Below are 17277 nucleotides of genomic sequence, written 5' to 3'. Positions count from 1 at the left end.
TCGTCACAGCACCACGCTCCACTGCACCACCGGGCGCGCGGGCTGCCAACCCCGCATGCGGCCCAGCGGCTGCGCCTGTGCAAGGGCCACCTGCAGGAGTTCGCCGCCGTGGCGGGCATGCAGTTGCAGCAGCAAGGCCTCGGTGTCCAGCGTCACGCTGTTGACCACCAGGCGCACCCCCGGCCCCACCGCGGCGGTGATGGCGTCAAAGAGACCGCCGTCAAACCCGCCCCCGACGAACACCGCGTCGGGCGCGGGCAGCGCGGCCAGGCAGTCCCGGGAAGCCCCGGTGCGCACGCTCAGCCGGTGCGACACACCGAACCGTTCTGCGTTCTGCCGGATGTGGTCCGCGCGCCCGGCCCGCTGCTCCACGGCATGCGCGTTGCCCCCCGCCAGGCACCATTCCACCGCGATGGAGCCGGAACCCGCGCCCAGGTCCCACAGGCATTCACCCGGGCGCGGCGCCAGGGCGCGCAGGGTCAGCGCCCGGACCGGCGACTTGGTGATCTGCCCGTCGTGGACAAACAGCTCGTCGGGCAGCCCGCTGGTGGCGGGCAGGCCCGGCGGTCCGCTGTGCAGGTCCAGGGCCAGCGCCAGCGGGGCCTGCAGATCGGGCAGGTCCGGCGCCGCCAGCCGGAACGGACGCACGCGCTCACGCGGGCCGCCCAGCCGCTCCAGCGCCCAGCCGCTCGCGGCCCCGAAACCGTGACCGCTGACCAAGGCCGCCAGCGCCTGCAGGGCCTCGCCGTCGCGCACCAGACAGATCAGCCGCTGACCGCGCCGCAGCCAGGGGCGGACGGCCCCCAGCGGTGTGGCGTGCAGCCCCAGACACTGGACACCCTCCAGCCGCCAGCCCAGGGTGGCGGCGGCACGGGAGAAGGTCGAGGGCGCGGGGGCCGCCGTCCATTCCCCGGGCTGCAGGTGCTGGCAGAGGCGGCCGCCGGCGCCGAACCAGAAAGGGTCGCCCGACGCAAGCACCACCACCGGCTGACCGCGCAGCGCCAGCACCGGCTGAAGGTCGAACGGCAGGTCCCAGGCCGTGCCGCGCTCGGCCACCTGCGCCAGCGCCAGGTGGCGCGGTGCGCCGAAGATGTGGCGGGCGCTGGCCAGCACGGCGCGGCTAACATCGTTCAGTCCTGCCAACCCGTCCTCTCCCACGCCAATGATCGACAACCAGGGCTCAGCCATGCTGCGTGTCCTCCTGCTGGGTGGCACCACCGAGGCCAGCCGGCTGGCGCAGGCCCTGGCCGGTGCCGGCGTGCAAGCCGTGTTTTCCTACGCCGGCCGCACCGATGCCCCGCTCGCGCAGCCCCTGCCCACACGGGTGGGCGGCTTTGGCGGTGTGGAAGGCCTGCGCGACCACCTGCGGGCCGAGGCCATCACCCACGTGATCGACGCCACCCACCCCTTTGCCGCCCAGATGAGCCGGCATGCGGTGCAGGCCTGTGGCGAGCTGGCGCTGCCCCTGCTGGCGCTGGAGCGCCCGGCCTGGCAGGCCCAGACCGGTGACCGCTGGCAGCACGTCCCCGATCTGGCGGCCGCCGTGGCGGCCCTGCCGGCCAGCCCGGCTCGGGTGTTCCTGGCGATTGGCCGGCAGCATGTGCAGCCTTTCCTGGAAGACACCCACCACTGGCACCTGCTGCGCCTGGTGGACCCTGGCTTCGAGCTGCCCGAGGAACGGGGCGCCGTGGTGATCGACCGCGGCCCGTTCACGCTGGACAACGACCTGGCCCTGATGCGGCGGCACCGCATCACCCACGTGGTGGCCAAGAACGCGGGCGGGCTGGGCGCGGCGGCCAAGCTGGCGGCGGCCCGCGCACTGGGCTGCCCGGTCATCCTGATCGACCGGCCGAGCCTGCCCCACCGCCCCACGGTGGGCACGGTGCAGCAGGCCTTGGCATGGCTGGGCGTGGCGGCCGTTCATGAGGCTGAGCGCGGGGTGTAGACGAAACGCCCCACGCAGCGCGTGGTGGAACTGCCCACGATGACCAGGGTGCGCATGTCGGCCATCTCGGACCGCGCATCGCACAGGGGCACACACAGCAGCTGCTCCTGCGGCGTGCTCACGGAGCGGGCGAAGATCACCCAGCGCGTGGGTTCGCAGGTCTCGCGCAGCACCGCCAGCACCTGCTCGAAGGTGTGGGGCCGGCTGGCGGAGCGGGGGTTGTAGAAGGCCATGGCCATGTCGGCGCCCGCCGCCGCCCGCACGCGCCGGTCGATCAGCGACCAGGGCTTGAGGTTGTCGCTGAGGTTGATGGCGCAGAAGTCGTGCCCCAGGGGCGCACCGGCCCGCGCGGCCGCGGCCAGCATGGCGGTGATGCCGGGCAGCACCCGCACGTCCAGCGCCTGCCAGTCGTCCCGCCCCTCCATGGCCTCGAACACGGCGGCGGCCATGGCGAACACCCCCGGGTCGCCCGAGGACACCACCACCACGCGCTCGCCTTGGGCGGCCAGCGCCAGCGCGGCGCGGGCCCGGTCCAGCTCTTCGCGGTTGTCGGACGGGTGCAAGCGCAGCCCGGGTCGGGCCACCACGCGGGCCACGTACGGGATGTAGCCCAGCACATCGGTCGCCTCGGCCAGCGCCTGACTGACGGCGGGCGTGACCATGGCTTCGTCGCCCGGCCCCAGGCCGGCAATGCAGAGCCAGCCGCTCACGGGACGGTCCTCCGTGCTGCGCACGGCGGGGCTGAGCGCCTTCGGCGCGGCCTGGCGGCGCTCACGGGCGTGCCTTCGCCCTGCGGGCTGCGGGGCGAGCTGGCTGGGGAATGGCCTGGCGCGGCGCTCATTCGACCACCTCCGGCCGCCGGCCCTGACCGTGCACCAGCACGATGGCGAAATACGGGCACACCTCGTCGGGCGTGTTGGCCAGGCGGCCGATCTGCTGCTGCGGCATGGTGCCGTGCTGCACCAGCCAGGCCTGATCCAGCCGGCCCGCCCGCGCCAGCGCCCGCCGCACCCGCGGCAGGTTGCGACCGGTCTTCATGACGGCGATGGCGTCGGCCGTCTGCATGCGCTCGACCAGGGTGTCTTCGGGCAGCGTGCCCATGAGCACCGTCATCACGTCATCGCCCCAGGTCATGGGTTGGCCGGTGGCCGACCAGCAACCCACCATGCCGGGGATGCCCGGCACCACCTCCACCTCGGCCCGCCCTTGCAGCCGGGTGTAGAGGTGCATGAAAGACCCATAGAAAAACGGGTCGCCCTCGCACAGCACCACGATGTCCTGCTGACAGGCCAGGCCGGCCAGTCGCGCCGCCCAATCGTCGTAGAACCGGGCCAGGCAGTGAATGTAGGCCGGGCTGTCGAACGGCAGCTCGGTGGTGACCGGGTACTCCATGGCGTGCTCCGTCACGCCGGGCGCCAGCAGCGTTTCCACCATCTTTCGGGCCTGGCCGGGTCGGCCCTTCTTGCGGAAGAAGGCCACGTGCTGCGCGGAGCGCACCAGCCGATCCGCGCGCACGCTCATCAGGTCGGGGTCGCCGGGCCCGAGACCGGCACAGATGATGCGGCCCATCAGATCTCCCGCTCGCTGGCCAGCGCATTGATGGCGGCCACCGTGATGGCCGAGCCGCCCAGGCGGCCGTGCACCACCAGCGCGGGGGCCGCGTTCGAGGCCATCAGGGCCGTCTTCGACTCGGCCGCCCCCACGAAGCCCACCGGACAGCCGATGATCGCGGCCGGTCGCGGGCAGTCCGGGTCCTGCAGCATGTTGAGCAGGTGGAACAGCGCCGTCGGGGCATTGCCGATGGCCACCACCGCACCGGCCAGGTGCGGGCGCCAGAGTTCCAGCGCGGCGGCGCTGCGGGTGGTTTCCAGCTGCTGCGCCAGCGCGGGGACCCGCGGGTCTTGAAGCGTGCACACCACCGGGTTGTCCGATGGCAGGCGTTGGCGGGTGATGCCCTCGCTGACCATGCGGGCGTCGCACAGGATGGGTGCGCCGTCCCGCAAGGCCTGGCGCGTGGCTTGCGCCATCCCCGGCGTGAACGCCACGTGCTGCTCCAGGCCCACCAGGCCGGCGGCATGGATCATGCGGACCACGGCCAGCTCTTCGACCGCCGAGAACCGGCTGAGGGTGGCCTCGCGCCGGATGATCGCGAAAGATTGGCGGTAGATGGCGTCGCCATCCCGTTCATACACGTGCAGCATGGGCCGTTTCTTGTTGCAGGAGTTGTTCGAGCGCTGGCAGGTCCAGCCCGTGGTGGTCCGGCGCGCCGGCTGCGGTGCCGAACCGGATGAAGTCGAAGCCACGCCGGGTGGCCACGATGGTGGTGGCCGCTGTCGGGTGGGCGCAGCCCTTGGAACAGCCCGAGACATGCAGCAGCTGCCCGGGGCCCACCGCTGATGCCAGCGCCAGCGCCAGATCCCTGGTGGGCGCCCACGCCTGCTCACAGCCCGGTGCGCCCGTGCAGGCAGCCACCCGCAGGCGGGCATCGAGGGGATCGGTGATGAGCTCGGCGCCCTCGGGCAAACGCGCCGCCCCCTCGACCAGCAGGCTGCGCCAGGGGGTCAGCCGCAAGGCACCGCACGCGCCCAGCGCCGCCAGGGTGCTGGCCCGCACAAGACCAAAGGCGAGGCTCACGATCGGCCCAGGTGCCTGGGGTCCGGGTCCCGGCGCAAGCACGGCGTGAGCGGGCACCGGCGTCTGCCGCCACTCGGCCGGCAGCGCGCAACGGCCCAGCAGGGCGGCCATGCGACCACGGCCCTCGGGCGCTCCGCCAGCGCCCAGAAACCACCGTGCGAGGTCCAGGGCGCGCCGGGGCGCCGCCTGCGGCGCGACGACCACGCCCGAGTCGGCCCCGTCGGCATAGACCAGCACGCCATCGGCGTGGCGTTCCAGCCGGATGTCGGCGTGAGCCTCGCGCAGGCACGGCGCAGCGCCGGTGTCCACCGCAAAGCCGAACTTGGCCGGCAGAACGGGTGCGTCCCGGCCCGCCAGCCACTCACCCAGCCGCAAAGCCAGACCGTGTGTCACGTCGCCCTCTGTCCACAAGGGCTGGACCTGCACGTTGCGCCGCGCCTCACTCGCAGCGTCTTTGTCGAGCAGGCCCAGACCGCGCAAGCCGTCGAGCAGGGGCGCATGGCACGCCGCACCGACACCACGCAACTGCAGGTTGGCCCGGTTGGTCAGTTCCAGCCACGGGCTGGCATGGCGCTGGGCCAGCGCCGCAATGCCCTGCGCCTGCGCCATGCTCAACCGCCCGGCGGGCGGGCGGATGCGCACCACCAGGCCATCGCTGGCCGCCATGGGCCGCAGGGCGCCCGGGCACCAGCCCTTGACCTGGGCAAGGGTTTCGCCAACGCGTGATGTGGATTCGGTCATGGGTCTGGTCGTCCGGCTTCACGCCGGCTGAAAGTGCGGGCTCAGCCGCACCGTCTCACCGATGATGAGCAAGCCCGGCTGGGGGCCGTAGGCCGGGGCCGATGCCACCAGCCGGCGAAGGCTGCAAGCCAGCACCGTCTGCGAAGGACGGGTCCCGTCGCGCACGATGGCCGCCGGGGTGTCGGGCGACAGGCCATGCGCGATCAGCTGCTGGGCAATGTGCGGCAGGCGCTGGATGCCCATGTAGAACACCCGCGTCTGCCCCGGGCGGGCCAGCGCACGCCAGTCGTGTGAGGCCTCGTCGTCGGCGAGGTGCCCCGGCAGGAACACGCAGCTGCCTGCCAGATCCCGGTGGGTCAGCGGTATGCCGGCGGCCGCCGAACACCCGCTGGCGGCGGTGACGCCAGGCACCACCTCGAACGCGATGCCAGCGGCCTGCAGGGCTTGAACCTCTTCACCGCCCCGTCCGAAGACGTAGGGGTCTCCGCCCTTGAGCCGCACGACCCGCCGCCCTGCCCTGGCGTGCTGCACCAGCAGGTCGTGAATGCCTTCCTGCGGCACGGCGTGTTCGCCCAGCGCCTTGCCCACATACACGCGCAGGGCCGCCGCCGGGATCCGCTCCAGCACCTCGGCGGAAATCAGCCGGTCGTGCACCACCACCTCGGCCGCCTGCAGCCGATCCAGCGCGCGCAGGGTCATCAGATCCACCGGTCCGGGGCCGGCGCCCACGATCGACACCCGGCCGGTGTTTTGCGGTTCAACCAAGCTCCACCCCTTCGCAGACCGCACCGGTCCATCCGCACACCATCGCCGCCATGAACACCCCCATCAGGCCGCGGTGTAGAGACGGGGCTGGACCACCGGCGAACCTTTGAGACGCTGCAGTTGTTTGGCCAAGGCCAGCACGGCCAGGTCCACCAGCGGCTCCAGCAACACGACGGTCATGTAGGCCGCGCCAAACGTGCCGATGCTCGACAGGTTCTCGGCACCCATGCCCTGGCCGTAGATGGCCCAGAAACCGACCCAGACCACGATGCCGCCCTGGTAGGCCACCGACAGCTTCAGTGCCTGCGCGTAGCGGATGTCGACATAGGCCGTGTCGGGCGCGATCACGCGACGGGCCAGCGCCTGGATGGCGAACAGGGGCAGCAGCAGCGTGGTGACGTTCATGCCGTATTGCGGCAGGTCGTCGGGCGCGAAAAACAGGCTCTGGACGGCCAGACCCACCACCAGACCGATGGCCGTCGGCGCGGCGCCGAACACCAGCAGCAAGGTGCTGCCCAGGATCAGGTGCACCTCGGACACGCCCACCGGGTGCGTGGGCAGCAACTCAAAGAACCCGAACACCAGCGCAGCGGCCATCACCGAGCGCACCAGGAGGGCTGTCACACCTTCCGTGCGAACCATGTCCCAGGCCAGTTTGGCCGAACAGCCGAGGGCTGCGGTCGCCGTCGCGTAGCTCAGGAAAATCTTGGTGCTGTCCACCAGTCCGGGTTCGATGTGCATGTTGCGGCTCCTTGGGTTGTGGGCGTTGTTCACAACGCGGTTGAAAAAATCAGTTGGTCGCTCGGGCGCGGGGCAAAGCCACCCACTGCCCTTGCAGGGCGTAGACTTCGATGCGGTGGTCGAACACGGCTTCGAGCGCCCGATGGGTCGCGGGCTCGGCGCAGCGGCCCTGGTGGGTGATGCGGCCCTGGGCCATCACCACCAGTTCGTCGGCGTGCAGGGCCATGGCCACTTCGTGCAACACGCTCACCACCGTCTTGCCCTGCGCCACCAGCGCCTGCACCAGGTCCAGCCAGTCGGCCTGGTGCGGTGGGTCGAGGTTGGCCAGGGGCTCGTCCATCAGCAGCACCTCGGCCTCCACGGCGAGGGCGCGCGCGAGCAGCACGCGCTGGCGCTCGCCGCCCGAGAGCTGGCCGAGCGAGCGGGCGCGCCAGTCCCAGGCCTGCGTGGCACGCAGCGCGCGCTCCACCGCCACGTGGTCGGCGGCACTGGGCGCACTCAGCCAGGCCTGGTGCGGCAGGCGGCCGAGCATGGCCACGTCCCACACGGTGAGGTCGTCGCCGCTGGACTCGTTCTGGCCCAGCCAGGCCATCTGCTGCGCCCGCTGGCGGCTGGGCCAGTCGGCCAGCGGCCGGCCCAGCAACGCCACCTCGCCGCTGTGCGGCAGCAGACCGGCCAGCGCCTTGAGCAGGGTGGATTTGCCCGCGCCGTTGGGGCCAACGATGCTGGTCCAGCACGCACGGGGCAGCGCCAGGGTGATGTTGTGCAGGATCTGTGTGTCGCCCAGCCGCGCGCTGAGGTCGCGCGCTTCGATGGCGATGGCGTTCACGGGTGCCTTCACAGCCCCGCCCCCCGCGACACGCGCGTGTTGCGCTGCATCAGCCACAGCAGGTAGCCGCCGCCGAGCACCGCGGTGAGCACGCCCACCGGCAGCTCCTGCGGCGCGATCAGCCAGCGCGCCAGCGTGTCGGCCGCCATCAGCAGCACACCGCCCATGCAGCTGGCCAGCAGCATCAGGCGGCCGCTGGTGGTCTTGACCAGTGAGCGCACCAGGTGTGGCGCGGCCAGGCCCACGAAGGCGATCAGCCCGGTCTGCGCCACGGCGGTGCCGGTGGCCAGCGCGAGCACGGCCACCAGCGCCGCGCGCATGGGGCCCAGCGGCAGGCCCAGGCTGCGCGCCGTGGCGTCGCCCAGGCTCAGGCCGTCGAGCACGCGCGCCAGCAGCCAGGCCGCCAGCGCGCACAGCGCCCACACGGTCACCATCAACACGCAGGCGGTCCAGCCCACGAAGCTGGTCGAGCCGAGCATGAAGGCCTGCATGGCCTGCAGCGATTCGGGCGAGAACAGCAGCACCAGGTGCGTCATCGCCCCCAGCACCACACCCACCACCACACCGGCCAGCAGCAGGCGCAGCGTGTGTTGCACGCCACGCGAGAGCAGCAGCGTGAGCAGCACCGCCAGCACCGCGCCGCCAAAGGCTGCGCCGGTCAGGCCCAGGCGCACCCAGGCGCTGCTGGAAAACACGCTCACGGCCACGCCGCTGTTCATCATGCTGGCGCCCAACATGCCCGCGCCGCCACCCATCGCGGCCAGCGCCAGCGCCACACCGAGCGATGCGCCGGAGGCACTGCCGAGCAGGAACGGGTCGGCCAGCGGGTTGCGAAACAGGCCTTGCGCCACCGCGCCGGCCAGGCCCAGCAGCGCGCCAGCTCCCCAGGCGCCCAGCGTGCGCGGCAGGCGGATCTCCCACACGATCTGCTGCGCCATCGCGGTGGCCGACGGGTCGGCTTGCGGGTTCAGCAGCGGGCCGATCAGGTTCTCGAAACCCGCGCTGCCCACGCACACGCCGAGCGCGGTCAGGCCCAGCGCGGCAAGCAACATGCCCCCCACCAGCCAGGACGCGCGGCGGGTCGAAGGACCCCCATGCTCCGCCGCTGCGCGGGTCGCTGCCCCCCGAGGGGGCTGATCCGGCTTGGGGCGGCCCTGCACCGGATCGTTCAAGGACGCGCCCCCGGCTTCTTCGCGCCAGGCGCCTTCTCGGCCAGGCAACCCGCCATCAGGCGCGCGCCCTCGGCCATGCGCGGACCGGGCCGCACCAGCGCGTCGGAAGCGTCGACGGGAAACACGCACAGGTGCTGCCCGCGCATGGCGCGCATGGACATCCAGCCCGGGCGCTGCGCCATGCCTTCCACGCTGCGCTGGCCGACCATGATCAGGTCGGGGTTGGCGCGCACGATGTACTCGGGGTTGAGCTTGGGGAAGGGCCCGAGCGACGCGGGCACGATGTTCTTCGCACCCAGGCGCGTCAGCGTCTCGCCGATGAAGGAGCTTTCACCCGCGGCGTACGGCCCGGGGTTGACTTCGAAATACACCCGCGTGCCGCGCACACCGGCGGGCAGCGACTGTGCGGCGGCCATCACGGCAGCGTCGATGGCGCGCCAGATCTTTTGCGCGTCGGGCACCTCCAGCAGCTGGCCGATCTTGAGCAGCACGCGCTGCACGTCGGCGTGCGTCTTGGGCTCCAGCGCCACCACCTTGATGCCCAGCGCGCGCAGGCGTTCGCCCGCGCGGGACGAGGTGGCCATCAGCACCACGTCGGGCCGCAGCGCGACGATGGCCTCGATGTTCGGGTCCAGCCCGCCGCCGACCTGGGGCAAGGCCTTCACGCTCGTGGGCCAGTTGGTGTAGCGGTCCACGCCCACCAGGCGCTGGCATTGCCCGAGCTCGCACACCGTCTCGGCCAGCGACGGCAGCAGGCTCACGATGCGCTGCGGCGAGCGCTCGAAGTTGACCACCACGCCGTGGTCGTCGGTGATCTGCAGCGCGGCGCGGGCCGGCAGGGCCAGCAGCGTCAGTGCCACCAGCATCACCGCGGACAGGATGCAACGCATCGGATTCATGTCGTGTCTTTCAGTGTCAGCGGCAGGCCCGCGGCCATCAGGGTGACGCGCTCGCACGTGGCGGCGACGCTCTGGTTCATGCGACCCAGCGCGTCCACGAACTGGCGCACCTCGTGCCCCAGGGGGATCACGCCCAGGCCGATCTCGTTGCTCACCAGCACCACCGGACCGGGCGCGGCGGCGATGGCCTCGCACAGCGCGTGGCCCGCAGCGATCACGGCAGGTTCGTCGAGGGCCTCGCCGGGCAGCGCGGGCATCAGCAGGTTGGTGAGCCAGAGGGTGAGGCAGTCCACCACGATCAGGGTGCGGGTGTCGCTGTGCTGGCGCAGGGTCTGGGCGAGCGCCACCGGCTCCTCCACCGTGAGCATGCCCGGCACCCGCTCGGCGCGGTCCCGTTGGTGGCGCGCGATGCGTTCGCGCATCTCGCCGTCCCAGGCCTGGCCGGTGGCGATCAACACGGCACGGTGATCGGGCGAACGCTCCAGCCACTGGCGCGCCAGCACCTCGGCGCGGCGCGACTTGCCACTGCGCTGACCGCCGAGGATGAATTCGCTGCGGGTCAGGTCAGCCATGCCGGTTCATCCACGTGGTGACGATGCTGTGCATCTGCGCCACGCCGTCGGTCAGCGCCGCCGGGCCGGGCTGGAGGATGTCGGCCGACTTGATCTCGAACAGCTGGCCGTTCTTCACCGCAGGCACGTCCTGCCATCCCGCGCGCGCCGCCACCTTCTCGGGGCGGAACTTCTTGCCACACCAGGATCCGATCACGATGTCGGGCTTGCGGCGCACGATCTCGGCGGGGTCGGCAATGATGCGGTCCTTGCCCAGCGACTGCACCGCCAACTCGGGAAACACGTCGTCGCCACCCGCGATGCCCAGCAGCTCGGACACCCAGCGGATGCCGCTGATGTGCGGCTCGTCCCACTCTTCAAAAAACACGCGCGGGCGGCGCTTGCCCGCCGCCACCAGCGCGCTCACCTCGGCACCGATGGCCGCCAACCGCAGGCGCATGACGTCGATGCGCGCCAGGCCCTCTTCAGCACAACCCACCATCGCCGCCACCTGGAACAGCATCGAAAAAATTTGATCCAGGCTGCGCTGGTTGAACACCGTCACCTGCACGCCCGCTCGGATCAGCTGCGCCGCGATGTCGGCCTGCAGGTCGGAAAACCCAAACACGCAGTCGGGCTGCAGCGCGAGGATCTTGTCGATCTTCGCGTTGAGGAACGCGCTCACCTTGGGCTTCTCGTCGCGCGCGCGGCGCGGGCGCACGGTGTAGCCGCTGATGCCGACGATGCGGTGCTCCTGCCCCAGCAGGTAGAGCCATTCGGTGGTCTCCTCGGTCAGGCAGACGATGCGCTGCGGTCCCTGGTGCGGTGTGCTCACAAACCCTCCTCAAGGAACAGCGAGGCCGCAGCCTCGGGGTTGGAAGAAAACCAGGCGTGGAAATAGCTGGCGCGCACCGACCCCTGCGCGTAAATGGCCTCGCCTCGCCCGCCCGCGCGCTGCGCCTCGGTCCGGAACCGCGGTGGCAGCGGCGACTCGGTGGTCGAGTAGTGAAAGGTGTGCCCGCGCAGTTCACCCTGCGCCGTGTCCCAGCGCTGCGGCCCGAGCGCGGCCAGGCGCTTCTGCATGGCCACGCGGCCGGGCAGCAGGCCCCACATCGGATGCTCGTCGCCGTCGGCGGTGACCAGGGTGTCGAACAGCGGCATCATGCCGCCGCACTCGGCCCAGACCGGCCGGCCCGCCGCGACGTGATCGGCCAGCGAGGCGCGGCAGTGCGCGCCTTTCGCCAGCGTGGTCGCGTGCAGCTCCGGGTAGCCGCCCGGCAGCCACACGGCGTCACACGCAGGCACCGGCTCATCGGCCAGCGGCGAGAAAAACACCAGCTCGGCGCCGAGCGCGCTCAGGCTGTCCAGGTTGGCCGGGTAGATAAAGCAGAAGGCCGCATCGCGCGCCACCGCCACCGTGCGCCCCGCCAGCCGGCGCTCGGACGCCGCGGGCGGCACCGCGTCAAACCGCACCGCCCAACGCTGCCAGCCCGCGTGGTCGAGCTGACCCAGCGGCGTCTGCGCCAGCGCGTCGGCCACGGCGTCCAGCCGCTCCATGGCGTCGGGCAGCTCGGACGCCACGGTCAGGCCGAGGTGCCGCTCGGGCAGCGTGAAGCCCGCGTCGCGCAACAAGGCCCCGAGCCAGCCGGCGTCAATGCCCACCGCGTCACCTTCGGCCATCGCCGGGCGCAACGAACGTTGCAGCATCTGCGCGTGGCCCTCGCTGGCGACCCGGTTGGCCAGCACGCCCGCCCAGGGCAGGTCTTCCTGGTAGTTGCGCAGCCCGTGCGCCAGCGCGCCGAAGGTGCCCGCCATCGCCGAGGCGTCGATCACCGCCAGCACGGGCAGCCCGAAGCGCCGCGCGAGGTCGGCCGCGCTGGGCTCACCGTCGAACAGGCCCATGACCCCTTCGATCAGGATCAGGTCGCTCGACGACGCGGCCTCAAACAGGCGCGCGCGGATGTCGGCCTCGCCGTTGAGCCAGAGGTCGAGGTTGTGCACCGGGTGGCCGCTGGCGAGCGTGTGCCAGTGCGGGTCCAGAAAATCCGGGCCGCACTTGAACACCCGCACCCGGCGGCCCTGCCGCGTGTGCAGCCGCGCGAGCGCTGCCGTCACCGTGGTCTTGCCCTGGCCCGAGGCCGGCGCCGCGATCAGCAGCGCGGGGCAGACAGCAACGGCGTGGTCCATGGTGGCACTCAACGTGGCGACCAGGACAGACCCAGATAGAAGGTGCGGCCGGCGGTGGCGTAACCCAGCACCGACTCGTAGGCCTTGTCGCTCAGGTTGTCGACACGGGCCAGCAGCTTCCAGTCGGGCGTCAGCGCGGTGCTGGCCGTCAGGTTCAGCAGGCTGTAGGCCGGCAGGCGCTGCGTGTTGGCCGCGTCGTTGAAACGCGAGCCGACATGCTGCACCTCGCCCCCCAGCGTCCAGCTGGCGAGCTGGGTGTCGGCGGTCAGCGTGGCCTGGGTCTGGGCACGGCGCGCGAGGCGCAGCCCGGTCTCCTGGTCTTTGGGACGCATCAGATCAAGCGAAGCCCCGAGGTTGACCGCGCCCACCCGGGTGCCGCCGCTGAGCGTGGCGCCGGTGTAGCGCGCCCGGCCCGTGTTGCCGTAACAACCCGCGAATTCGCCCACGCCGTTGGCACAGGTGCCGGGCCCGCTCACGTAGTCGATCAGGTTCTTCACTTCGTTGCGGTACAGCGTGAACCCAGCCCGGTCATGACCCGACTGGTAGCGCAGACCGGTTTCGAAGTTGCGGGCGGTTTCGGCCTTCAGATCGGGCGTGCCGTAGAGGCTGAAGCGCTGGAACAGCGTGGGCACACGGAACGCGGTGCCGGCCGACAGCGTGGCGCGCCAGGCGGACGTGAACGCATACGCATAGGCGGCGCCACCGGTGGACTGGCCACCGAACTCGCTGTCGTCGTCGTGGCGTGCGTTGAGCTGCAGCGTGTGTGCGCCGTGGCGCAGTGTGTAGCCCAGCGCGAGCGCGTTCTGGTCGCGGTCGTTCTGTTCGGGGGTGGTACTGCCGTTCGTGAGGCGGTCTTCGCGGCGCTCCAGATCGGCGCTCAGCGTGGCCGTGCCCATGCGCCACTCGTTGCGCAAGAGGTAGGTGTCGATGCGCGTGTTGGTGAGGTAAGGCGAAGGCGTGGTTTGATAGCGGTCGGTCCCGCGTGTCACCCCCACCCGGGTTTTCCAGGTATCGCTCCAGGCCGCCGACCAGCTGAGTCCCAGGGTGCGCAGGTCTTGCTGGCCCTGGTCGTCCTGGCCGGGAAGAAAGCCGTCGTAACCCGCCTTCTGCTCGCTGTCGAGCAGCGTCGCTTCCAGGTCGTGACCGGGCGCGAGCTTCCAGCCCAGCCGGCCAGAGACCGACTGGCTGCGGTAGCCGTCGCGGTCCGGGTTGCCCGAGGGCTTGGCGTTGAACCCGTCGCTGCGCTCACCCGAGAGGCCCAGCGCGTAGCTCACCGCGCCCTGCCCGCCGCGCAGCGACACGCTCATGTCGCGCGTGTTGTGCGTGCCCACGCCCACGTGCACCGAGGGAAAGAAGCCCGCCTCACCCTGGCGGGTGAAGATCTGGACCACGCCGGCCAGGGCGTCAGAGCCGTAGATCGCTGCCGCCGGGCCGCGCAGCACCTCGATGCGCTCGACCTGCGCCAAGGGAATCGCGTTCCAGCTGGCGCCGCCGGTGGACTGCGAATCCACGCGGACCCCGTCCACGAACACGGCGGTGAAACGCGTCTCGGCGCCGCGCAGGTACACGCTGGTGGCCGAAGCGGGGCCGCCATTGCGGGTCACGGTGATGCCCGGCACACGCGACAGCACATCGGCCAGGCCATTGGCGCCGCTGCGCTCGATCTGTTCGCGGTCAACGATGGAAACGTCGGCCACCACATCGGCCACCGGAATGGCAGACCGCGTGGCGGTGACCACGGTTTCAGGCAGTTCCATGGCCGTGGTGGTTCCGGAAGTCTGGGCGTGGGAAGACAGGGCCAGGATGGCCAGGGGCAGCACGGCCAGGGGCGCGCGCAGGTTGCGGTTTTTCATGAAAGCAGAACGAACGATGATGTGCTCTCACCGTCTTCCCCGACGGTGCCTGAGCGTCACGGCGGCGCGCCATTGTCTGGACGCACCGCCACCTCGTTGGCCGGTATCCGGGCTGGCAGAGCGACCTTCATCACCTTCCCAGACAGCGCGGGCCGTCCAGTGGTTGTGAGATGAAAGCGGAGTGGCCTGAAGACATCAGGCATCTCGTCTGCTTACCGTTGCGGGGGCAGCGCAGGTTAGGTCCGTCCGTGTGGACTTTCCCTCCTGCTTCCCGTTGAACTGCGGCATGTGAACCACACCGCGAGCACCAACAGAGCGCATTGTAAACGCGGGGTCCTTGCCGCAACCCTACAATGTGGAAGCAACATGTCGTAACCATGGCCGATCCCAAGCACCTTGACCAGATCACCGAACGCGTAGAGCGGCTGCTGCTGCGACACGAGGAACTGCAGCGCACCAACAGCCTGCTGCATGAACAGGTGCAGGCCCTGCAGGCCGAGCGCGACTCCCTCAAGTCGCGCCTGAATGCAGCCCGTGCCCGCATCGACGCCCTGCTGGACCGCCTGCCCGCCTCGGCCTCCGACGGCCCCAACCTGCCAAAGGAGCTCGAATGAACAAGCTGGCGAGCAAACAGATTGAAGTCCAGATCATGGGCCAGAGCTATCTGCTGGCCTGCCCCGTGGGCGGTGAGTCGGCATTGCTCGACGCCGTGGAGCGCGTGGACACGGCCATGTGCCGCATCCGCGATGCCGGCAAGGTCAAGGCCCGTGACCGTATCGCCGTGCTGGCCTCGTTGAACCTGGCCTTCGAACTGTCGCAAAAAGAATCGCTGCATTTTGAACACACCGTCTTCGGCAACACGGAACCCGGCCCAATGACCGAGCCCGCGCAAACCCCGGGCAGCACCGACACCGATCCGGCTGCGCAAGCCCGCATGGACGAGCTCATCCGCCGCCTCGACCAGACCCTGGGCAGCGACGGCCAGCTGCTCTGACGACCATTCGGCGGTACATCGGTATTTGTGGACCGGCGGTTCTGAAAACGCGGCCCAGCGGGCCTACAATCCAAACCGTCTGCAGTGCGCGCCGGGCTTTATATTTCCTTGAACCAATGCTCATTGAGCACGGACTAGGTACATTGCCTGACGGGTGTGAGCATCTCGCGTCAGATGAACCCGAAGTCACGCTGCCCTGGCCCACCTGAACCCCGGTTCAGGATGACGGTCCGGCGGCATTGCAGACACCTTATTCGAAACACCCCCCTGCGCCGCTTCGCGTCTTCCCCCCTCTCCTGCGGGAGGGGGCACGCAGCCAGTGGCCCGGCGAAGCCGGTTCCACGGCTGATCCGGGTGGCTCCCCCTCCTGCGCGTGCTTTCGGCGTTTGGCCCCGATCCCCTCATGATCCTTGAACCTCTGCTCATTGCCGAACTGGTTGCCCTTGGCCTGTGCACCGGCTTCCTGGCCGGCCTGCTCGGCATCGGTGGGGGCATGATCATGGTGCCCTTCATCACCGTGATCCTTTCGGGTCGCGGTGTCGCCCCCGATCTATCGATCAAGATGGCCATCGCCACCTCCATGGCCACCATCATCTTCACCTCCATCTCCAGCGTGCGCGCGCACCACCAGCGCGGTGCCGTGCGCTGGGACATCGTCAAGCGCCTGGCGCCGGGCATCGTGCTGGGTGCCGCGCTGGCCAGCCTGGGCGTGTTCTCGATGCTCAAGGGTTCGTGGCTGGCGCTGGTGTTTGCCGCCTTCGTCAGTTTCTCGGCGACGCAGATGCTGATGGACAAAAAACCCAAACCCACACGCACCCTGCCCGGCACCGCGGGCCAGATCGGCGCGGGCACGACCATCGGCTTCCTCTCCGGTCTGGTGGGTGCGGGGGGCGGCTTCGTGAGCGTGCCCTTCATGACCTGGTGCAACGTCGCCATCCACAACGCCGTGGCCACCAGCGCCGCGCTCGGCTTCCCGATTGCGCTGGCCAATGCCCTGGGTTACATCGTCGCCGGCCAGGGCGTGGCCGGCTTGCCCACCGGTTCACTGGGTTACGTGTTCCTGCCCGCGCTGCTGGTCATCGCCATCGCCAGTGTGCTCATGGCGCCGCTGGGCGTGAAGGCCGCGCACGCGCTCCCGGTGAAATCGCTCAAACGCGTCTTCGCCAGCATCCTGTATGTGCTGGCCGCCTACATGCTCTACAAGGGTCTGGCAGCCTGAAGGGCTGTGAGCCCCCACGCTCCACCGCGGCGCGGGTCGCTGCCCCCCCAAAGGGTGCGGTCTTGCGTGGGGCGGCCCTGCGCTGCGACCAGTGGCATTCCAGCTCAACCCGTGAGCTGAACGTTCGACACCACGATGCCGTCCTCGTCGGCGTAGAGCCAGTCGCCCGGCCGCACCCACACACCCTGGATCTGCACCGCCAGATCGCGCAGCCCCTCGGTGCGGCGCTCGGTGGGCAACGGTATGCAGGCCAGCGCGCGGATGCCCACGTTGCAGACGGCCAGCTCGGCCACATCGCGAACGCAGCCATCGATCACCACGCCAGCCCAGCCATTGCGGGCCGCCGCAGCCCCCAGGTTGCCGCCCAGCAGCGCGCGGCGCAACGAGCCGCCGCCGTCCACCACCAGCACCCGGCCCTCGCCCGCGCTTTCGACCGCCTGCTTCACCGGGGTGTTGTCTTCGAAGCATTTGACGGTGACCACCGATCCCGCGAAGCGGCGCACCGCACCGAAATCGCGGAACACGGGCGGCAGCACACGAAAGGCGCCGGAGTCATCGTTCTTGTGGGCGTCACACAAATCGCAGGTGGCCATCATGGGGGTGTTGGACATGGTGAAAATCGGATTGAAAACCGGTTGAAAAACGAACGGAGGAAGGGCCAGGAAATCGAGCGCATTGGAGCATGCCCACACGCTCTGACGAACAGCTTGCACAGGGCGTGGGCTGAAGTGTTGTTTTCAACGCCAA

Annotated in this window: 19 protein-coding genes, 1 other RNA gene and 1 riboswitch; of the genes, 5 read left to right on the top strand and 15 right to left on the bottom strand. The window is 70.4% G+C overall.

The features are described 5' to 3' along the window. Nucleotides 1-3: 3 nt before the first annotated feature. The gene (gene cbiT, locus AC0GNO_RS02355; protein ID WP_472902800.1) at nucleotides 4-1188 is read right to left on the bottom strand and encodes a precorrin-6Y C5,15-methyltransferase (decarboxylating) subunit CbiT; all 1185 of its coding nucleotides are present in this window, start codon (nucleotides 1186-1188) and stop codon (nucleotides 4-6) included. On the opposite strand from cbiT, the gene AC0GNO_RS02350 reads away from it, so the two are divergent. Next, on the top strand, nucleotides 1187-1945 hold the full coding sequence (locus AC0GNO_RS02350; protein WP_472902799.1) for a cobalt-precorrin-6A reductase: 759 nt from the start codon (nucleotides 1187-1189) through the stop codon (nucleotides 1943-1945). The two genes, cbiT and AC0GNO_RS02350, sit on opposite strands and share 2 nt — an antisense overlap. Here AC0GNO_RS02350 and cobJ read toward each other — a convergent pair. From cobJ to AC0GNO_RS02285, 13 genes are all read right to left on the bottom strand, one after another. Next, nucleotides 1921-2655, bottom strand: coding sequence for a precorrin-3B C(17)-methyltransferase (gene cobJ, locus AC0GNO_RS02345; protein WP_472902798.1), 735 nt, complete (start codon nucleotides 2653-2655; stop codon nucleotides 1921-1923). The two genes, AC0GNO_RS02350 and cobJ, sit on opposite strands and share 25 nt — an antisense overlap. 127 nt (nucleotides 2656-2782) lie before the next feature. Further along, entirely contained in the window at nucleotides 2783-3514 is a 732-nt protein-coding gene (gene cobI, locus AC0GNO_RS02340) for a precorrin-2 C(20)-methyltransferase (RefSeq protein WP_472902797.1), read from the bottom strand. Further along, complete coding sequence (locus AC0GNO_RS02335; RefSeq protein WP_236965726.1) at nucleotides 3514-4146, bottom strand: precorrin-8X methylmutase; 633 nt, start codon at nucleotides 4144-4146, stop codon at nucleotides 3514-3516. The genes cobI and AC0GNO_RS02335 overlap by 1 nt, the downstream gene beginning before the upstream one ends. Further along, nucleotides 4130-5320 (bottom strand): precorrin-3B synthase, encoded by a 1191-nt coding sequence (cobG, locus tag AC0GNO_RS02330; protein WP_472902796.1) that lies wholly within the window; start codon nucleotides 5318-5320, stop codon nucleotides 4130-4132. Before cobG ends, AC0GNO_RS02335 begins: the two co-directional genes overlap by 17 nt. 18 nt (nucleotides 5321-5338) lie before the next feature. Further along, nucleotides 5339-6085 carry a uroporphyrinogen-III C-methyltransferase gene (gene cobA / locus AC0GNO_RS02325; RefSeq protein WP_236965728.1) on the bottom strand — a complete coding sequence of 249 codons (747 nt, stop codon included), beginning with the start codon at nucleotides 6083-6085 and terminating at the stop codon, nucleotides 5339-5341. 63 nt (nucleotides 6086-6148) lie between these two features. After that, nucleotides 6149-6826 carry an energy-coupling factor ABC transporter permease gene (locus AC0GNO_RS02320; RefSeq protein ID WP_472902795.1) on the bottom strand — a complete coding sequence of 226 codons (678 nt, stop codon included), beginning with the start codon at nucleotides 6824-6826 and terminating at the stop codon, nucleotides 6149-6151. Between the two features lie 49 nt (nucleotides 6827-6875). After that, the gene (locus AC0GNO_RS02315; RefSeq protein WP_472902794.1) at nucleotides 6876-7655 is read right to left on the bottom strand and encodes an ABC transporter ATP-binding protein; all 780 of its coding nucleotides are present in this window, start codon (nucleotides 7653-7655) and stop codon (nucleotides 6876-6878) included. A gap of 8 nt (nucleotides 7656-7663) precedes the next feature. Further along, nucleotides 7664-8707: a FecCD family ABC transporter permease gene (locus AC0GNO_RS02310; protein ID WP_472902793.1), complete on the bottom strand. Its 1044-nt coding sequence runs from the start codon at nucleotides 8705-8707 to the stop codon at nucleotides 7664-7666. A 116-nt stretch (nucleotides 8708-8823) separates the two neighbouring features. Continuing rightward, nucleotides 8824-9717: an ABC transporter substrate-binding protein gene (locus AC0GNO_RS02305; RefSeq protein ID WP_472902986.1), complete on the bottom strand. Its 894-nt coding sequence runs from the start codon at nucleotides 9715-9717 to the stop codon at nucleotides 8824-8826. A gap of 5 nt (nucleotides 9718-9722) precedes the next feature. Continuing rightward, nucleotides 9723-10298 carry a bifunctional adenosylcobinamide kinase/adenosylcobinamide-phosphate guanylyltransferase gene (locus AC0GNO_RS02300; RefSeq protein ID WP_472902792.1) on the bottom strand — a complete coding sequence of 192 codons (576 nt, stop codon included), beginning with the start codon at nucleotides 10296-10298 and terminating at the stop codon, nucleotides 9723-9725. Then, entirely contained in the window at nucleotides 10291-11112 is an 822-nt protein-coding gene (locus AC0GNO_RS02295) for a cobalamin-binding protein (RefSeq protein ID WP_472902791.1), read from the bottom strand. The genes AC0GNO_RS02300 and AC0GNO_RS02295 overlap by 8 nt, the downstream gene beginning before the upstream one ends. Continuing rightward, nucleotides 11109-12464 (bottom strand): cobyrinate a,c-diamide synthase, encoded by a 1356-nt coding sequence (locus tag AC0GNO_RS02290; protein ID WP_472902790.1) that lies wholly within the window; start codon nucleotides 12462-12464, stop codon nucleotides 11109-11111. Before AC0GNO_RS02290 ends, AC0GNO_RS02295 begins: the two co-directional genes overlap by 4 nt. Nucleotides 12465-12472: 8 nt before the next feature. Beyond that, nucleotides 12473-14317 carry a TonB-dependent receptor domain-containing protein gene (locus AC0GNO_RS02285; RefSeq protein WP_472902789.1) on the bottom strand — a complete coding sequence of 615 codons (1845 nt, stop codon included), beginning with the start codon at nucleotides 14315-14317 and terminating at the stop codon, nucleotides 12473-12475. A gap of 81 nt (nucleotides 14318-14398) precedes the next feature. Further along, nucleotides 14399-14644, bottom strand: a riboswitch (cobalamin riboswitch). 50 nt (nucleotides 14645-14694) lie between these two features. Between AC0GNO_RS02285 and AC0GNO_RS02280 the strand changes: the two genes are divergently transcribed. From AC0GNO_RS02280 to AC0GNO_RS02265, 4 genes are all read left to right on the top strand, one after another. Next, nucleotides 14695-14931: a DUF904 domain-containing protein gene (locus AC0GNO_RS02280; RefSeq protein WP_472902788.1), complete on the top strand. Its 237-nt coding sequence runs from the start codon at nucleotides 14695-14697 to the stop codon at nucleotides 14929-14931. Continuing rightward, a complete protein-coding gene (locus AC0GNO_RS02275) occupies nucleotides 14928-15311 on the top strand; it encodes a cell division protein ZapA (protein ID WP_472902787.1) in 384 nt (127 codons plus the stop codon). The genes AC0GNO_RS02280 and AC0GNO_RS02275 overlap by 4 nt, the downstream gene beginning before the upstream one ends. 73 nt (nucleotides 15312-15384) lie before the next feature. Continuing rightward, a non-coding RNA gene (gene ssrS / locus AC0GNO_RS02270) (6S RNA) lies at nucleotides 15385-15563 on the top strand. Nucleotides 15564-15714: 151 nt separating this feature from the next. Further along, the gene (locus AC0GNO_RS02265; protein WP_472902786.1) at nucleotides 15715-16530 is read left to right on the top strand and encodes a sulfite exporter TauE/SafE family protein; all 816 of its coding nucleotides are present in this window, start codon (nucleotides 15715-15717) and stop codon (nucleotides 16528-16530) included. 104 nt (nucleotides 16531-16634) lie between these two features. Here the strand turns inward: AC0GNO_RS02265 and rraA are convergent, their stop codons facing one another. Next, entirely contained in the window at nucleotides 16635-17141 is a 507-nt protein-coding gene (gene rraA / locus AC0GNO_RS02260; RefSeq protein WP_472902785.1) for a ribonuclease E activity regulator RraA, read from the bottom strand. Nucleotides 17142-17277: the final 136 nt, after the last annotated feature.

Source organism: Hydrogenophaga sp. L310 (assembly GCF_055703065.1).
Note: the sequence above shows the minus strand (reverse complement) of the source record. Positions and strands in the feature narration are given on the sequence as shown.

What these genes read in the sequence shown, in the direction of transcription:
- AC0GNO_RS02275 (WP_472902787.1), top strand. Translation starts at nt 14,928, where the DNA reads ATGAACAAGCTGGCGAGCAAACAGATTGAAGTCCAGATCATGGGCCAG.
- AC0GNO_RS02350 (WP_472902799.1), top strand. Translation starts at nt 1,187, where the DNA reads ATGCTGCGTGTCCTCCTGCTGGGTGGCACCACCGAGGCCAGCCGGCTG.
- rraA (WP_472902785.1), bottom strand. Translation starts at nt 17,141, where the DNA reads ATGTCCAACACCCCCATGATGGCCACCTGCGATTTGTGTGACGCCCAC.
- AC0GNO_RS02335 (WP_236965726.1), bottom strand. Translation starts at nt 4,146, where the DNA reads ATGCTGCACGTGTATGAACGGGATGGCGACGCCATCTACCGCCAATCT.
- cobI (WP_472902797.1), bottom strand. Translation starts at nt 3,514, where the DNA reads ATGGGCCGCATCATCTGTGCCGGTCTCGGGCCCGGCGACCCCGACCTG.
- AC0GNO_RS02310 (WP_472902793.1), bottom strand. Translation starts at nt 8,707, where the DNA reads ATGTTGCTTGCCGCGCTGGGCCTGACCGCGCTCGGCGTGTGCGTGGGC.
- cobG (WP_472902796.1), bottom strand. Translation starts at nt 5,320, where the DNA reads ATGACCGAATCCACATCACGCGTTGGCGAAACCCTTGCCCAGGTCAAG.
- AC0GNO_RS02320 (WP_472902795.1), bottom strand. Translation starts at nt 6,826, where the DNA reads ATGCACATCGAACCCGGACTGGTGGACAGCACCAAGATTTTCCTGAGC.
- AC0GNO_RS02280 (WP_472902788.1), top strand. Translation starts at nt 14,695, where the DNA reads ATGGCCGATCCCAAGCACCTTGACCAGATCACCGAACGCGTAGAGCGG.
- AC0GNO_RS02285 (WP_472902789.1), bottom strand. Translation starts at nt 14,317, where the DNA reads ATGAAAAACCGCAACCTGCGCGCGCCCCTGGCCGTGCTGCCCCTGGCC.
- AC0GNO_RS02290 (WP_472902790.1), bottom strand. Translation starts at nt 12,464, where the DNA reads ATGGACCACGCCGTTGCTGTCTGCCCCGCGCTGCTGATCGCGGCGCCG.
- AC0GNO_RS02300 (WP_472902792.1), bottom strand. Translation starts at nt 10,298, where the DNA reads ATGGCTGACCTGACCCGCAGCGAATTCATCCTCGGCGGTCAGCGCAGT.
- cbiT (WP_472902800.1), bottom strand. Translation starts at nt 1,188, where the DNA reads ATGGCTGAGCCCTGGTTGTCGATCATTGGCGTGGGAGAGGACGGGTTG.
- AC0GNO_RS02305 (WP_472902986.1), bottom strand. Translation starts at nt 9,717, where the DNA reads ATGCGTTGCATCCTGTCCGCGGTGATGCTGGTGGCACTGACGCTGCTG.
- AC0GNO_RS02265 (WP_472902786.1), top strand. Translation starts at nt 15,715, where the DNA reads ATGATCCTTGAACCTCTGCTCATTGCCGAACTGGTTGCCCTTGGCCTG.